Origin of the sequence: Amycolatopsis sp. cmx-8-4, assembly GCF_046548675.1 — a bacterium.
Classification (GTDB): Bacteria; Actinomycetota; Actinomycetes; order Mycobacteriales; family Pseudonocardiaceae; genus Amycolatopsis.
The window spans coordinates 44,798-59,483 of the sequence record NZ_JAEBDZ010000044.1; the positions used below are offsets into that span (position 1 = coordinate 44,798).

At 71.6% G+C, this 14,686-nt stretch carries 13 protein-coding genes and 1 rRNA gene; 3 read left to right on the top strand and 11 right to left on the bottom strand.

Annotated features, from left to right (window positions below; translation table 11 throughout):
- Positions 1-24 precede the first annotated feature (24 nt).
- A complete protein-coding gene (locus ACLJQZ_RS45085; protein WP_410627522.1) occupies positions 25-1,743 on the top strand; it encodes a glycosyl hydrolase family 18 protein in 1,719 nt (572 codons plus the stop codon).
- Between the two features lie 64 nt (positions 1,744-1,807).
- On the opposite strand, the gene ACLJQZ_RS45090 is transcribed toward ACLJQZ_RS45085, so the two are convergent.
- The 4 genes from ACLJQZ_RS45090 to ACLJQZ_RS45105 form a co-directional block, all read right to left on the bottom strand.
- Positions 1,808-2,758 carry a copper transporter gene (locus ACLJQZ_RS45090; RefSeq protein WP_410627524.1) on the bottom strand — a complete coding sequence of 317 codons (951 nt, stop codon included), beginning with the start codon at positions 2,756-2,758 and terminating at the stop codon, positions 1,808-1,810.
- Entirely contained in the window at positions 2,755-3,939 is a 1,185-nt protein-coding gene (steA, locus tag ACLJQZ_RS45095) for a putative cytokinetic ring protein SteA (protein WP_247053978.1), read from the bottom strand. Before steA ends, ACLJQZ_RS45090 begins: the two co-directional genes overlap by 4 nt.
- A gap of 97 nt (positions 3,940-4,036) precedes the next feature.
- Positions 4,037-5,212 carry a DUF1266 domain-containing protein gene (locus tag ACLJQZ_RS45100; protein ID WP_410627527.1) on the bottom strand — a complete coding sequence of 392 codons (1,176 nt, stop codon included), beginning with the start codon at positions 5,210-5,212 and terminating at the stop codon, positions 4,037-4,039.
- Positions 5,209-6,201, bottom strand: coding sequence for a zinc-binding alcohol dehydrogenase family protein (locus tag ACLJQZ_RS45105; RefSeq protein WP_410627529.1), 993 nt, complete (start codon positions 6,199-6,201; stop codon positions 5,209-5,211). Before ACLJQZ_RS45105 ends, ACLJQZ_RS45100 begins: the two co-directional genes overlap by 4 nt.
- Positions 6,202-6,267: 66 nt before the next feature.
- On the opposite strand from ACLJQZ_RS45105, the gene ACLJQZ_RS45110 reads away from it, so the two are divergent.
- Positions 6,268-6,711, top strand: a complete 444-nt coding sequence (locus tag ACLJQZ_RS45110) for a MarR family winged helix-turn-helix transcriptional regulator (protein ID WP_410627531.1) — start codon at positions 6,268-6,270, stop codon at positions 6,709-6,711.
- A 6-nt stretch (positions 6,712-6,717) separates the two neighbouring features.
- On the opposite strand, the gene recN is transcribed toward ACLJQZ_RS45110, so the two are convergent.
- From recN to ACLJQZ_RS45140, 6 genes are all read right to left on the bottom strand, one after another.
- Positions 6,718-8,496: a DNA repair protein RecN gene (recN, locus tag ACLJQZ_RS45115; RefSeq protein WP_326951156.1), complete on the bottom strand. Its 1,779-nt coding sequence runs from the start codon at positions 8,494-8,496 to the stop codon at positions 6,718-6,720.
- A 100-nt stretch (positions 8,497-8,596) separates the two neighbouring features.
- Entirely contained in the window at positions 8,597-9,523 is a 927-nt protein-coding gene (locus ACLJQZ_RS45120; RefSeq protein WP_410627533.1) for an NAD kinase, read from the bottom strand.
- On the bottom strand, positions 9,520-10,353 hold the full coding sequence (locus tag ACLJQZ_RS45125) for a TlyA family RNA methyltransferase (protein WP_410627535.1): 834 nt from the start codon (positions 10,351-10,353) through the stop codon (positions 9,520-9,522). The genes ACLJQZ_RS45120 and ACLJQZ_RS45125 overlap by 4 nt, the downstream gene beginning before the upstream one ends.
- 4 nt (positions 10,354-10,357) lie before the next feature.
- On the bottom strand, positions 10,358-10,555 hold the full coding sequence (locus tag ACLJQZ_RS45130) for a hypothetical protein (protein ID WP_247053991.1): 198 nt from the start codon (positions 10,553-10,555) through the stop codon (positions 10,358-10,360).
- A gap of 17 nt (positions 10,556-10,572) precedes the next feature.
- Positions 10,573-11,562, bottom strand: coding sequence for an HAD-IIA family hydrolase (locus ACLJQZ_RS45135; protein ID WP_410627537.1), 990 nt, complete (start codon positions 11,560-11,562; stop codon positions 10,573-10,575).
- Positions 11,555-12,814, bottom strand: coding sequence for a hypothetical protein (locus tag ACLJQZ_RS45140; RefSeq protein ID WP_410627539.1), 1,260 nt, complete (start codon positions 12,812-12,814; stop codon positions 11,555-11,557). The genes ACLJQZ_RS45135 and ACLJQZ_RS45140 overlap by 8 nt, the downstream gene beginning before the upstream one ends.
- Here ACLJQZ_RS45140 and ACLJQZ_RS45145 point away from each other — a divergent pair.
- Positions 12,779-13,729 (top strand): hypothetical protein, encoded by a 951-nt coding sequence (locus ACLJQZ_RS45145; protein ID WP_410627540.1) that lies wholly within the window; start codon positions 12,779-12,781, stop codon positions 13,727-13,729. The genes ACLJQZ_RS45140 and ACLJQZ_RS45145 overlap by 36 nt on opposite strands.
- 830 nt (positions 13,730-14,559) lie before the next feature.
- On the opposite strand, the gene rrf is transcribed toward ACLJQZ_RS45145, so the two are convergent.
- Positions 14,560-14,676 (bottom strand): 5S ribosomal RNA (rrf, locus tag ACLJQZ_RS45150).
- Positions 14,677-14,686 lie beyond the last annotated feature (10 nt).

Genomic DNA, 14,686 nt, shown 5'->3' on the forward strand with positions numbered 1-14,686 from the left:
CGTCCGCCTGCGCGAGGAGACAGCATGCAGAGGGTTTCCCGAAGATTGGCGATGTTCGCCGCCGCCGCGGCCGCCCTGGTCGTGGGCGCGCTCACGGTCGCCGGCCCGGCCGCGCCACCCGCGGCCGCCGCCACGTCCGGCGGGGTCCGGATCGCCTACTTCGACCAGTGGAGCATCTACCAGAACGCCTACTACCTGAAGAACGTCGACGCGATCGCCGGCAACCTCGACTACCTGCTCTACGACTTCGAGAACATCGATCCCACGAACCACACCTGCTTCGAGGCGTCGAAGGCGACCACGCCCGACCCGGGCGGCGAGACCGACCCGAACGCCGGTGACGGCGGCGAGGACCAGTTCGCCGACTACCAGAAGTCCTTCGGCTCCGACATCAGCGTCGACGGCACCGCCGACACCTTCAACCAGCCGATCGTCGGCAACTTCCACCAGCTGCAGGAACTGAAGGCGCGGCACCCGAACCTCAAGGTGCTGCTGTCGATCGGCGGCTGGACGTACTCGAAGTACTTCTCCGACGCCGCCGCGACCGACGCGTCGCGCAAGAAGTTCGTCAGCTCGTGCCTGGACATGTTCATCAAGGGCAACATCCCGGCCTCCGGCGGTTACGGCGGCCCGGGCACCGCGGCGGGCATCTTCGACGGCGTGGACATCGACTGGGAGTACCCGGGGTCCCCGACCGGGCACGTCGGCAACCACTACAGCGCCGCCGACACCGCGAACTACACCGCGCTGCTGGCGGAGTTCCGCACCGAGCTGGACGCGCTGGGCGGCAAGCACTACGCGCTGTCGGCCGCGTTGCCGGGCGGGCAGGACAAGATCGCGAAGATCCAGACCGACAAGATCGGCCAGTACCTGGACTTCGGCAACGCGATGACCTACGACATGCACGGCGCGTGGGACGCCACCGGGCCGACGAACTTCCAGGACCCGTTGTACTCCTCGCCGAGCGACCCGTCGGGCACCATCCCGCCGGGCACGGAGAAGTACACGACCGACTCGGTGATCAAGGACTACCTGCACGGCAACAGCGCGTACGGCATCGCGGGCGGGTTCCCCGCGAGCAAGCTGACGCTGGGCATCCCGTTCTACTACCGCGGCTGGACCGGCGTGCCGGCCGGCTCGAACCACGGCCTCTACCAGTCGGCTTCGGGGCCGTCGGCGGGACACACGCTGAGCGGCAACGTGCCGGGCGTGGCGATGTACAAGGAACTCTCCGGCATCGTCGACAACCCGGCCGACACCTTCTGGGACCCGGTCACGCAGTCGGCCTGGTTCTACGACGGGACGAACTTCTTCGGCGGCTCGTCCGCGCAGTCGATCAAGGCCCGCACCGACTACATCCACTGCACCGGCCTCGGCGGCGCGATGATGTTCTCGCTCTACGACCTGGACCCGGGTTCGACGCTCTTCCACGCCGTCGTCAACGGCCTGGCCGCGTCGACGCCGAACTGCTCGACGCCGCCGCCGACCACCACCCCGACGACCCCGACCACACCCACCACCCCGACGACCCCCACCACCCCGACCACGCCCACGACACCCACCACTCCGCCGACGACCACGCCCACCACGCCGCCGTCGGTCCCCGCGTGGGCGCCGAACACGGCGTACGCCACGGGCGCGAAGGTGACCTACAACGGCGTCACGTACACGTGCCGCCAGGCCCACACCTCGTTGGTGGGCTGGGAACCGCCGAACGTCCCGGCGCTCTGGCTGGCCAGCTGAGCAGTCTGCCGCGGCTTGTCGTGAGTGTTTAGGGCGGTTAGAACCGCCCTAAACACTCACGACGTCAGTTGCCGGTGGGGCTGGTGACGCCCGGCGCGGGCGCCTGGGCGTTGCCCGCGATGCCGTAACGGCCGGCCGCGCCGTCGAGCTGTTCCTTCAGCGCCAGCACGGTGCTCACCCGCCCGGCGGAGGTGTCCACGTTGTCCACAGTGGACAGGATCGACGTCGCCGAAGTGTCCGCGCGGACGACGCCGAGCGCGCCGGTGCCTTCGGCTGAACCGGCGTCTCCCGCGAGCACGGTGCCCGCGCCGGTGCGGTCGAGCTGGGTGGTGAACCGCGCGATCGTGGCCGCCCGGTCGCCCGCGCCGTCGCCGGTCGCCTGCGCGCCGGTGAGCACCACGGCCAGCTGCGCCGGCTTGACGTCCTGGCCCGCCTTGACGAACCCGCCGTCGGTGAGCCCGCCCAGCGCCGCGGCCAGCTCTTCACCCGAGGACTGCGGCTTGGCGGACGCCTTGTCCAGCAACAACACCGAGCCGAGCAGCGCGCCGGCGAGCGTGCCGGAGTCACCTGCGGTCGGGAACTTCGACCCGGCCGGCTGCAGCCGCGTGACGACGTCGCGGAGCTGGTCGGCCTTCTCGGGATCGGCGAACGCGGCCGTCAGCTGCACCTCGCCGGTCACGGTCGCGCCGGACTGGCCGATCAGCTGCTTGAGCGCGTCCCGGTCGGCCGGGCGCGCCTCCTCGGTGGTCACGAGGACCACCGTGCGCTTGTCCAGCACCCCGGCGACGACCTTCGGCCCCATGGCGCCGGCGAACGCGTCCGCGTCGGCGAGCCGGGCGGTGAGCGCGTTGCGCTGGGCTTCGAGGTCGGAGACCTGGCTGCCCAGGTCCTTCTTCTCCCCCGCCAGCCCCGAAAGCAGCGAGCCGTTCAGTGCCGTCGACCCGAGCACGACGCCGACGGCGAGGGCCAGGAAGCAGGCGGCGATGGAAACTACGTGGTAGCGAAGCGAAATCACGTGAACAATCCCTTGACCCAGGCAGCGAGCGAATTCCAGGTGTGCCGGAGCCAGTCCAGGTAGACCGAGCCCACGTCGGACACCAGCAGGGCCGCGGCGACGACCACGACCGCGGCGAGCACGAGCAGGACGACCGCGCCGATCGAGACCCGGCTGCGGTGCAGCGTCGCCACCGCTTTCCCGTCGACGAGCTTCGTGCCGAGCTTCAGGCGGGTGAGGAACGTCGACGGGTTCGAACCGGACCGGCCGTGGTCGAGGAACTCGCGCAGGGTGGCCTGGAAACCGACCGTGACCACGAGGGTCGCGCCGTGCGCGTCGGCCAGCAGCAGCGCGAGGTCCTCGGCGTTGCCGGACGCGGGGAACGTCACCGCGCCGATGCCGAGGTCCTGGATCCGCTCGACGCCGGGGGCGTGCCCGTCCGGCTGCGCGGGCACCACGACCTCGCCGCCGCTGCGCAGCGTCGCGGTGCCGATCCCGGTCGGGTCGCCGACCATGACGTCCGGCAGGTGGCCCTGCGCCCGCAGGGTGTCGGCGCCGGCGTCGACGCCGATCAGCACCGGCCGGTGCTCGGCGATGTACTTCTTGAGCTTCTTGAGGTCCTCGGCGTGCCCGTTGCCGCCCGCGACGACCAGCACGTGCCGGTCCCGCAGCTGCACTTTCAGCTCCGGCACGCCGACGCCGTCGAGGATCAGGGTGCGCTCGCGGCGGAGGAACTCGATGGTGTTGGCCGAGAACGCCTCCAGCTGCGTCGACATCCCGGCCTTGGCCTCGATCATCTGGTCCGCGACGCTGTCGGCGGTCTGCTCGATGCCGGAGGCGACCTGGCGCTCGCCGACGTACACGACGCCGTCGAGCAGCCGCAGCTTCGTGCCGTCCTTGATCGAGCGCAGCAGCTCGCCGCCCACCGAGTCGACCAACGGGACGCCGGCGGCGATGAGGATCTCGGGGCCCAGGTTGGGGAACCGGCCGGAGATCGAGGGCGACGCGTTGACCACGCCGGCGACCTCGGCGTCGACGAGCGCGTCGGCCGTCGCGCGGTCGAGGTCCAGCTGGTCGAGCACGACGATGTCGCCCGGACTGATCCGGCGCAGCAGCTCCCGGGTGCGGCGGTCGACCCTGGCGACCCCGGTGATGCCCGGCAGGGGTTCGGAGTTCCGCGTGAGCAGCCCGGTGAGCTTCATGTGGCCGATGGTGACAAATTTGCTCGTGGGACTGCGCACGCCACGCCGTAGCAGAGGTGACTCGTTGTGGTGAGCCACGCCGCGCCCAAGTTCTCGATCAGGCGTCGGACTCCTCCGAAAGAGACCCGAAATCGAGGTTCACCCAGGGACTGCCCGGGTCCTGAAGGAGCTGGTGGTGGACCCGCACGGCGGCGGGGTACCACTCGCCGAACTCGTCGTCCCGGCTGTGCAGCACCCGCCCCATGAGGTAGCCCGCCGACAGGTCGGCCCATGACTGGTGGTAGCGACGCGCGAGCGAGCCGGCCTCCAGGACCATCAGCTCGGCGGTGAGCGCGTCGCAGTATCCGGCGGCCAGCCCCCAGCGCGCGATGTTGACCGCGCGCCCGACGTCCCAGGACAGCGCCGTCGTGACGAAACCCCCGTCGTCGAGCAGGCCGTCGGCGCGGAAGCGCTGCTCGTAGCGCGACACCCGGCGCACGGTGTCGCGCAGCTCGTCGGCCTGGTCTTCGGCGTCGTTCTCCGCGCACCACCGGCCCACCAGCTGCGCCCAGGTCAGCGGGTCGAACTCGCCGTCGCGCAGCCCGGACTCGGCGGCGAACCGCAGGCGCAGCATCAGCACCAGGTTGCCGGGCGTGAGCGCGTAGCCGTCGCCGACGAGGTCGCCCATCGTGGCGCGCCAGGCCGGCGGGTCGGCCACGCCCCACCAGTCGCGCAGGCCGCGGACCTCGGCCACGTAGTCGTGGTAGCGCGCGTCGAGCAGGTTCCACGGCGCCGCGTTCAGCACGGCCAGGTGCGCCCCGCAGGCGAGCGCGTGCGCGATCGGTCCTTCGAGGTGCCCGTAGGGCGCGGTGATCAGCCGCTCGACCTGCTCTTCCAGCGGCGTGACGTCGTCGAGGTGCGCGTCCAGCCACGGCTGCAGCGTCGCGCCCGGCAGCCGCCACTCGCCCCGGGTGCCGCGGTTGAACACGACCCGCTCGTGGCGCCCGACGCCGTCGACCGCCCAGTCGAGCGCCCCGCTCATCACGACGACGTCCGGCCCGAGGTCGGGCAGCGCGCCGCGGGTGAAGACCTGCAGGAACTCGTCACCACCGGTCTCGTGGTAGACGTTCGGGAAGGTCTCGGCGCGGTCCTCGAGGATGCTTTCGGCGTCGGCCCGCCGGATGGGGACGAACAGTTCCTCCCCGGCGAGCAGGCCGAGGTAGGTGTCGAGGTCGCCCTCCCGGCGGGCGGCGGCCAGCTGCGCTTCGACGTCGGCGGGTGGCGGCAGGATCAAGGGGCGGCTCCCTCCACTCGGCCGGTCAGCACGACGAGCTTGCCCGCCGTCCGGTTGTGCTCCAGGTCGTCGTGCGCCTGCCGGATCGCCTCCATCGGGTAGACCCGGGCCGGGCCGAGGCTGACGCCGCCGACGGCGATCCGGTCGAGGTACCGCTGGAGAACCGATGCGGGCAGATCGTCCGCCTCACCACCATAAGCGGTCAAGCGCACACCGGCGGGAAGGTATCCGATCGGATAGAAATTCTTGATTGTCCACTGGTTCGAGAGCATGCCCGTGAAGCACACCGTGCCGTGCACGCGGACGGCCGTGAGGGTGTCCGGCAGGGTCGGCGTCCCGACGAGTTCGAGAGCGGCGTCGACGCCGTCGGGGGCGATCGCCCGGACCTGCGCGGCGACGTCGCCGTCGTCCAGGAGCGGGTGCTCGACGCCGTGTGCGGCCAGGGTGTCCAGGCGGTCCCGCTGCCGGGTCGTGGCGAAGACGGTGGCGCCGAGGTCGCGGGCGACCGTTGCGGTGGCGAAGCCGAGCGCGGACGTCCCGCCGCGGATCAGCAGTGTCTGGCCTTCCCGCAGGTCGAGGCCGGTGGTGAGGGAGCCGAACGCGGTCTGCAGCGTCTCCGGGACCTGGCCGAGCACCTCCCACGGCAGGTCCGAGCGGAACGGCACGACCTGCTCGCGCGGGACGAGCGTGTACTCGGCATAACCGCCGTCGAAGGTGCGGCCCATCCCGCCCATCATCGTGGCGACCTGCTGCCCGACCTCGAAACCGCCGTCCGGCGCGGCGTCGACGACGCCGACGGCCTCGATGCCGGGCACCCGCGGGAACGTGACGCCGTCGGCCAGGCCGAGGCGGGTGTGCAGCTCGGAACGGTTGAGCCCGAACGCCTTGACGGCGATCCGGACCCAGCCCGGTTTCGCCTCGGGCAGCGGGATGTCCTTCAGTTCGAGGTTCTCGACCGGGCCGGGTTCCCGGAGTACCACTGCGCGCATCGGGCGTCCTTTCTTCGCAAGCGAACAGTCCGCACAACAACTGTTCGCACGAGTACTATTCCCGGGGTGAGCCTGTCCCGAGAACACGACGCCGCGTGGCGCGGCTTCCTGCGCTCGTCGGCCCTGCTGCTGCGGGTGCTGGACGCGGACCTGCGCGCCGCGCACGGGATGTCGCACCGCACGTACGACGCGCTGGTCCAGCTCTCGGAGGCGCCGGAGCAGCGGTTCCACATGAAGGACCTGGCCGACGCCCTGGTGCACAGCGCGAGCGGGCTGACCCGCTTGGTCGACGGCCTCGAGCGCGACGGTTACGCGCGGCGCGAGGTCGACGCGGGCAACCGCCGGGCCACCCTGGTGATCCTGACGCCGGCGGGCCTGGCGGCGCTGGAAGAGGCGTGGCCCACGCACGTCCGGGGCGTCGAACGCCACTTCGCCAAGCACGTGAGCCGTGAGCAGGCCCGCGTGCTCGCGGACGTGTTCCGCGGCATCAACGCGGACCTGGACGGCTGACGCGCGCTACTTCTTCTTGGCCCGCTTGCGTTTCGGCTCGAACTCGGTCTTGTCCTTCTCGGCCGTCGCCAGGAGTTCCTCGGCGTGCGCGCGGCCCGTCTCGTTGTCCATGCCGGCGAGCATCCGGGCCAGCTCGCTGACGCGGTCGCCCTGGCTCAGGTTCTTGATCCCGCTGCGCGTCACCCCGCCGGTGTGACCCTTGTCCACCACCAGGTGCTGGTCGGCGAACGCGGCCACCTGCGGCAGGTGCGTGACCACGAGGACCTGGTGGGTCCGCGCGAGCCGCGCCAGCCGGCGGCCGATCTCGATGGCCGCGCGGCCGCCGACGCCGGCGTCGACCTCGTCGAACACCAGCGTCTGCACCGTGTCGGCGTGCGCGAGGACGACCTCGATCGCCAGCATCACCCGGGACAGCTCACCGCCCGAGGCGGCCTTGTGCACCGGCAGCGGCGGCGCGCCGTCGTGCGCCCGCAGCAGCAGCTCGACGTCGTCGATGCCGTCCGCGCCCGCGTGCACCGCGTGGCCGTCGATGGCCAGCGCGTGCGTGTCGCCGTGCTCGGCCGGGCGCTGCTCGACCGTCACCTCGATCGCGGCCTGGCCCATCGCCAGGCCGGACAGCTCCCGGGTGATCTCCGCCGCCAGCTCGGCGGCGGACTTCTCCCGGGCCGCCGAAACCTCGACGGCGTGGGTGGCCAGCTGCACCGCGAGCTGGTCGCGCCGCATCGCCAGCTCGGCCAGCGCCTCTTCCGAGGTGTCCATGGTCTCCAGGCGGCGCCGGGCGTCCTCGGCCCAGGCGAGCACGCCGTCGACGTCCGCCGCGTACTTGCGGGTCAGCCGCTTGAGGTCACCCTGGCGGGCCAGCACCTTCTCCAGCAGCGCCGGGTCGGCGTCGAGCGTCTCGACGTACCCGCCGAGCTCGGCCCCGACGTCGGCCAGCAGCACCGACGCCTCTTCCAGCCGCGGCGCCAGCTCGCGCAGCACGCCGTCTTCCGACGTCGACAACCGCCGCAGTGCCTCGGAGACCAGGCCCATGGCGCCCGGGGCGTCCGGATCGCCTTCGGCCGAGCCGGAGACGGCGATGTGTGCCTCGGTCGCGGTCGCCCGCAGCTCGTCGACCGCCGCGAGCCGCTTGATCTGCGCGGTGAGGTCGACGTCCTCGCCCGGGGTCGGCTCGACCGCGTCGATCTCGGTGAGCCCGTGCTTGAGCAGGTCCGCCTGCTGGGCCATCTCGCGGGAGCGGGTGGACCGCTCGGTCAGCTCGGCGATCACCGCCAGCCACTCGGAGCGGATCTCCTGGTAGGCGCGCAGCGGTTTGGTGACGGCGTCGCCGGCGAACCGGTCGATCACCGCGCGCTGCTCGGCCGGGCGCAGCAGCCGCAGCTGGTCGTTCTGCCCGTGCACCGCGATCAGCTGTTCGGACAGCTCCGCGAGCACGCCGACCGGCACCGACCGGCCGCCCAGGTGGGCCCGGGACCGGCCGTCGACGGCGATGGCCCGCAACGCGATGACGCTGCCGTCCTCGTCCACGTCGGCACCGGAGTCGGTGACGATCCGTTCGGCGCCTTCGACGCCCGAATAGGTGAACCGTCCTTCCACGAACGCCTTGAGCATTCCCGTTCGTACCTTCGAGACCTCGGCCCGGCCCCCGGAGAGCAGGTGGAGCCCGGTGACGACCATGGTCTTCCCGGCACCCGTCTCACCGGTGACGACGGTGAAGCCCGCGTGCAGTTCCAGCAGGGCGTCCTCGATGACTCCGAGGCCCTGGATGCGCATCTCGGCCAGCACGCCGCCTACCGTAGCGGCCCCCACCGACACTCCGCGCACCCGGCGGCCCGGCGAGTCGCCGATATGTTCGAATAAAGCGCCGAACGGGCCGTTCGCGCCGTTACTCGTTCGGGCGGGCGTGCCGCTCGCGCCAGCTCTTCACCGGCAAGGCAAACTTCTGCACCAGGCGATCGGTGAACGGGCCGTCCCACAGCCGGACCAGCCGCACCGGCGTGCTGCCGCACGTGACCCGCACCCTGGCACCCGGCGGCAGGTCGTGGCTGCGGGTGCCGTCGCAGGTCAGGACCGCGGACGAGCCGTCCGGGTCGATCCCGACGGTGATCACCGAGTCGCGCGAGACGACCAGCGGCCGCGAGAACATCGCGTGCGCGTTGCTCGGCACCACCAGCAGCGCCTGCACGTCCGGCCAGATGATCGGCCCGCCGGCCGAAAACGCGTACGCCGTCGAACCGGTCGGTGTGGCGCACAGCACACCGTCGCAGCCGAACGCCGAAACCGGCCGCCCGTCGACCTCGATCAGCGCGTCGAGCACCCGCTCGCGCGTGCTCTTCTCGACGCTGGCCTCGTTCAACGCCCAGGTCCGGCTCAGCTCGGTCCCGCCGTGGGTGACCGTGACGTCGATCGTCATCCGCTCTTCGACCTGGTAGTCGCCGTCGACGACGCGCTGCACGGTGTCGGCCAGCGCGTCCGAGTCGGCCTCGGCGAGGAACCCGACACGGCCCAGGTTCACGCCCAGCACCGGCACCCCGGCCGGGCGGGCGATCTCGGCCGCGCGCAGCAGCGTGCCGTCACCGCCGAGCACGAACACCAGCTCGACCCCCGCGGCGGGGTTGTCGTCCGGGTCGACGACGGTGCAGGACGCGCCGACGCCGTGCTCGTCCGGGTTGATCAGCGCGCAGACGTCGTCCTCGATCACCCGGATCCGGATCCCGGCCTTGGCGAAGCGCGCGGAAACCTCGCGCGCGGCCTCGCCGGTGGCCTCCCGGTCGGGGTGCACCATGAGGAGAACTTCACGTTCGGTGGTCATGCGGGCCCTTCCTCGACGGCGGTTCGGACGAGCCGCTCGGCCTCAGACCTGTCTACCGCGTCCACAGTGGACTCGGCCACGTGTTCTTTCCTGAGCCACACGAAATACTCGACGTTCCCGGACGGCCCGGGCAGCGGGCTGGCGGTCACCCCGCGCAGCGAGAGGCCCAGTTTCGCGGCCTCGTCGAGCACGTTCAGCACCGATTCGGCGCGCAGCCCGGGGTCGCGCACGACACCACCGCTACCCAGCCGGTCCTTGCCCACTTCGAACTGGGGCTTCACCATCGGCACCAGATCGGCACCCTCGCGCACGCAGTCGACGAGCGCGGGCAGCACGAGCTTGAGCGAGATGAACGAGAGATCGCCGACCACGAGATCGACTTGGCCGCCGAGGGCGTCCGGCGTGAGGTTGCGGACGTTGGTGCGGTCGAGCACCACGACCCGCTCGTCGGTGCGGATCCGCCAGTCGAGCAGGCCGCGGCCGACGTCGGCGGCGATCACGGTCGCGGCGCCGGCGCGCAGCAGCACGTCGGTGAACCCGCCGGTGGACGCACCGGCGTCGAGGCAGCGCTTGCCTTCGACGTCCAGGCCGAGCGGGCCGAACGCCTCGAGCGCGCCGAGCAGTTTGTGCGCGCCACGCGAAGCCCAGCCGGGGTCGTCTTCGTCCTTCACGACGATGGGCGCGTCGGTCTCCACACCGGTGGCGGGCTTCGACGCGACCATCCCGCGCACGGTGACCTTGCCGCCGGTGATCAGGGCCGAGGCCTGCTCGCGTGAGCGGGCGAGGCCGCGCCGAACCAGTTCCGCGTCGAGGCGGGCCCGCTTGGGCACCTGGTCAGACCTTGTCGATGCTGGACAGGGCCACGGTCAGCTCGGTGTGCACAGCGTCGAAGCGCTCGACGTGCTCGGTGAGCGGAAGCGCGTCCAGGTCGTCCAGACCGGCGACGGCCTCGGCGATGCCGGCCCGCGGGTCGGTCTGCTCGGAGAACGCACCGGGCGGCGGTCCCGGGACGGGGTACGGGTGATCCTGCACGTCAAGAACGGTATCAGTCAGGCCAGTCCGAGCCGCGCCAGCGCGGCCTTCGCGGCGTCGCCGTCGGCCTGGACCTTCGTCGTGCCGGACTCCCACGCCATGTGGCAGAGCGCCCGGAGCAGGTCCAGGTCCTCACCTTCGCCGTCGACGGTGAGGACGTCGTCCCCGGCATCGACCGACCAGCCCGGCCGGGGCCCGATCTTCAGTTCTTCGAGAGTGGACGTGAGCGCGGTGAGGTCCGCCGCGAGGTAGGTGCCGCGCTCGGCCGGGATGGCCTCGACCAGCTGCTTCGGCGTCGCGACGCCGGAGAGCACGACGAGCGAATCGATGCCCGCGGCGACCGCACCGGCGATGTCGGTGTCGAGCCGGTCACCGACGACGAGTGGATGCTCCGCACCGGCCGACTTCGCCGCGGTCTCGAACAGCAGCGGCTCCGGCTTCCCGGCGACCACCGGTTCGACGTCGGTGGCCGTGCGCAGCGCGGCGACCATCGAGCCGTTGCCCGGCAGCAGGCCCCGCTCGCTGGGCAGCGTCGCGTCGACGTTGCAGGCCACCCACAGCGCACCCGCCCGGATGGCCAGGCACGCCTCGGCGAGCGCGGCCCAGGTGTTGTCGGGCGAGTGACCCTGCACGACGGCCTGGACGCTCTCGGCGTTCTCCCGGACGGGCTTCAGCCCGGCCTGGGCGACCTCGACGGCGAGCGACTCGGTGCCCACGACGAGCACCTCGGCACCCGGCGCGAGCCGTTCGCGAAGCAACACGGCGCCGGCTTGGGCGCTGGTGTGCACCTCGCCGACATCGGCGGGCATGCCGAGGCCGACGAGGTGCTCGACGACCTCGGCCGGAGCCTTGGACGCGTTGTTCGTGACAAACCGCACCGGCGTCCCGTGGTCGCGAGCGGCCTTGACCGTCTCCGGTGCACCCGGGATCACCTGGGTGCCGTGGTAGACGGTGCCGTCGAGATCGAACAGGACGGCGTCGTAGGCCGCCAGCAGGCTGTCAGTCATCCGACTCGACGGTGGCGCCGGGCTCGTCGCCTTCGGCCGGAACCGGCTTGTCAGCTTTAGCCTTCGCAGGCTTGTCAGCTTCGGCCTTGGCCGGGTCGGTTGTCTCGGTGCTCTTGGCCGAACCGGTCACCTCGGCTGCCTCGTCCGCCTTGGCCGCGTCGGTTGCCTCGGTGCTCTTGGCCACCTCGGTCGCCTTCACGGGCTCGTCCGCCTGGGTGGCCTTGGCCGGCTCGGCCGCGTCGGCCGATTCGGTTGCCTCCGCGGTCTTAGCCGCCTCAGTCGCCTTCGCCGGCTCGGCCGCCTGGGTGTCCTTGGCCGCGTCGGTCGTCTCGGCCGCGTCGGTCGCCTTGGCCGGCTTGTTCGCCTGCGTCGCCTTGGTGGGCTCGTCGGTCCCGGCCGCTTCAGCGGTCTTCGCCGAATCGGTCAACTTGGGCGCCTCGGTGGTCTTGGCCGCCTTGGCCGATTCCGCCGCCTTGGGCGGCTCGAGCCCTTCGTTCGAGAGGTCCGCGGCGCGCTCGGCCGCGTCGGTCTCGTCTTCCGCGTCGGCTTCGGCCGCGTTGAGGAACCAGCGGATGGCCTCGTCCTTGCGCTCCGCCGCCACCAGGTTGTCGGCGTAGGCGTAGAAGAGCCGCGCGCTCCACGGGTCGCGCTTCTCGGCCTTGAGGTCCGCACCCTGCAGGGAAACGACCGCGGCGTTGATCTGCCCGAGGTCCCGGCGCGCCCCGGCCGCGACGATCGCCAGCTCGACCTGCGTGGACTTCGCCAGCTTCGTCGTGTCGGCCTCCTTCGCGAGGTCCAGAGCCCGCTCGGGCCGGCCCAGCGCGCGTTCGGCGTCGGCGATGATCGCGATGTGGTCGTCGCTGCGGGTCATCCGCCGGACGGCACGCAGTTCCGACAGCGCCTCCGCCCAGTTGCCTGAGTTGTAGGCGACCAGGCCGAGCGCCTCCCGCACGATCGGCACGCGCGAGGCCTTGGCCTTGGCGTACTTGGCGTGCTCGAGCGCGGCCTCGGGATCGCTGTCCATCAGGCCGCCGGCCGCGACGAGGTGCTTCCCGACGGTCTCGGCCAGCGCCTTCGGCAGCGTCCGCAGCTCGCGGCGGGCTTCCTCGTCGAGGTCGGAGAACTCGACGCCTTCGGGCAGCTCCGGCGCTTCCAGGAACTCCTTCGCCAAGGCCTCGTCGTCGAGCGGGGAGTGGACGCCGGGCCGCGGGTTGCGGTGGACGCTGTCCTTGCGCTCGAACTCCCGCCGCACGGGACGGTCCTTGCGGTCACCGTGGTCGCGCGCGGGCCGCTTGTCGTCGCGGGTGTTGCCGAACGGCTTGCCGGTGTCGCGGGAACCCCCACCGGCGCGGTCGTCCCGGCCGCCGGAGTCGCGCGGGCCACGGTTGTCGTCGCGGCCCTGGTAACCACCGGTGCGGCGATTTTCGTCGCGCCCCTGGTAGCCGCCGGGCTTGCGGTCGTCGTCCCGGCGCTGGTAGCTGCCGGACTCCCGGGAGGTCCCGGGCTTGCGGTCGTCATCGCGACGCTGGTAGCTGCCACGATCCCCACGCGAGTCGGCACCGCCGGTGCGCTCACCGCGGGAGTCGTCACGACGCTCGTAACTGCCCTTGCCGCTGTCGTCCGAGCGAGGGGCACCACGGTCGTCATCGCGACGCGGGTAGCTGCCCTTGCGGTCGTCCGACCGGAACCCGCCGGTACGCGCCGAGCCGCGGTCATCGGAACGGGGACCGCTGGAGCGAGCACCCTTGTCGTAGCCACCACGGCCACGATCGTCAGTGCGGGCCCCACGGTCGTCGTCACGACGCGGGTAGCTGCTCTTGCTCCGGTCGAAGCTGCCGGAACGGTCACCACGGGAGTCGTCGCGACGCTCGTAGCTGCCCTTACCGCGGTCATCCGATCGCGGAGCACCGGTACGGGGCCCACGGTCGTCATCCCGACGGGGGTAACTGCTCTTGCCGCGATCGTCCGAACGGAATCCACCGGTACGCGAGCCACGGTCATCGTCACGACGAGCCGAGCTGCTGCGGTCATCCGACCGGAAACCACCCGTGCGGGAACCACGGTCATCGTCACGACGGCTCGAATTGCCACGGTCGTCCGAGCGGAATCCACCCGTGCGCGGCCCACGATCGTCATCACGACGGTTCGAATTGCCACGGTCATCTGAACGGAAACCACCGGAACGGGAACCACGGTCGTCATCACGGCGAGCCGAACTGCCGCGGTCATCCGAGCGGAAACCACCGGTACGGGGGCCACGGTCATCGTCACGACGGCTCGAGCTGCCGCGGTCGTCCGACTTGAAGCCGCCGGTGCGGGGACCGCGGTCGGAGCCACTGCTGCGGTCTTCCCAGCGCGGCTTGCGGTCACCGAAGGACGACTTGCCCTGCGGGCGGCCGCCACTCGGCCGGCCACCGCGGTCGTCGGAGCCGCCGCCCGACCGGTTGCCCGAGCCTTCGTAGCGCCCGCCGGAGCGGTTGCCGCCGCGGTCCTCGTAACGGCCGCCACCGCCACCCGAGCGAGCGGGCCCGCCGGAGAACCGGGTGCCGCCACCACTGGGCCGGCTTCCCCGGTCACGCGAGTCGCCGGAGTCGCGGTAACCACCGCGGTCGCTGGAGCTGGACGCGCGGCCGCTGTCACGGCTCTGACCTGCGTATCCGCCGCGCTGATCGCGGTCACGGGGACCGTCGGCACCGCGGGACGGCTTGCCGCCACCCCGGACGCCCTGGTCGTCACGGCGAGGCCGGCCCTGGTAACCACCGTCGCGGCCGCCTCGGTCCTGCCGGGCACCGCGCTGGGGGTTCCCCCGGGGTGCGTCCGACCGGCTCCGGGAGCCTTCGTCCCGGCGAGCCGACCGGCCGGACCCATCATCGCTTGAGTCTCGTCGACCGAACTCGGACACCTGGCCTCCTGCCGTGGAAAATCTTGGTCTGGACATACACGTACGGCCCGCTAGGGCAGCCAACTGGCTATCCTAACGGGCCGTACGGAAGGTAAGTTCGGCGGTGTCCTACTCTCCCACAACCCTTCGGTTGCAGTACCATCGGCGCTGTCAAGCTTAGCTTCCGGGTTCGGAATGGGACCGGGCGTTTCCCTGACGCTAAAACCACCGAAACACTATCAA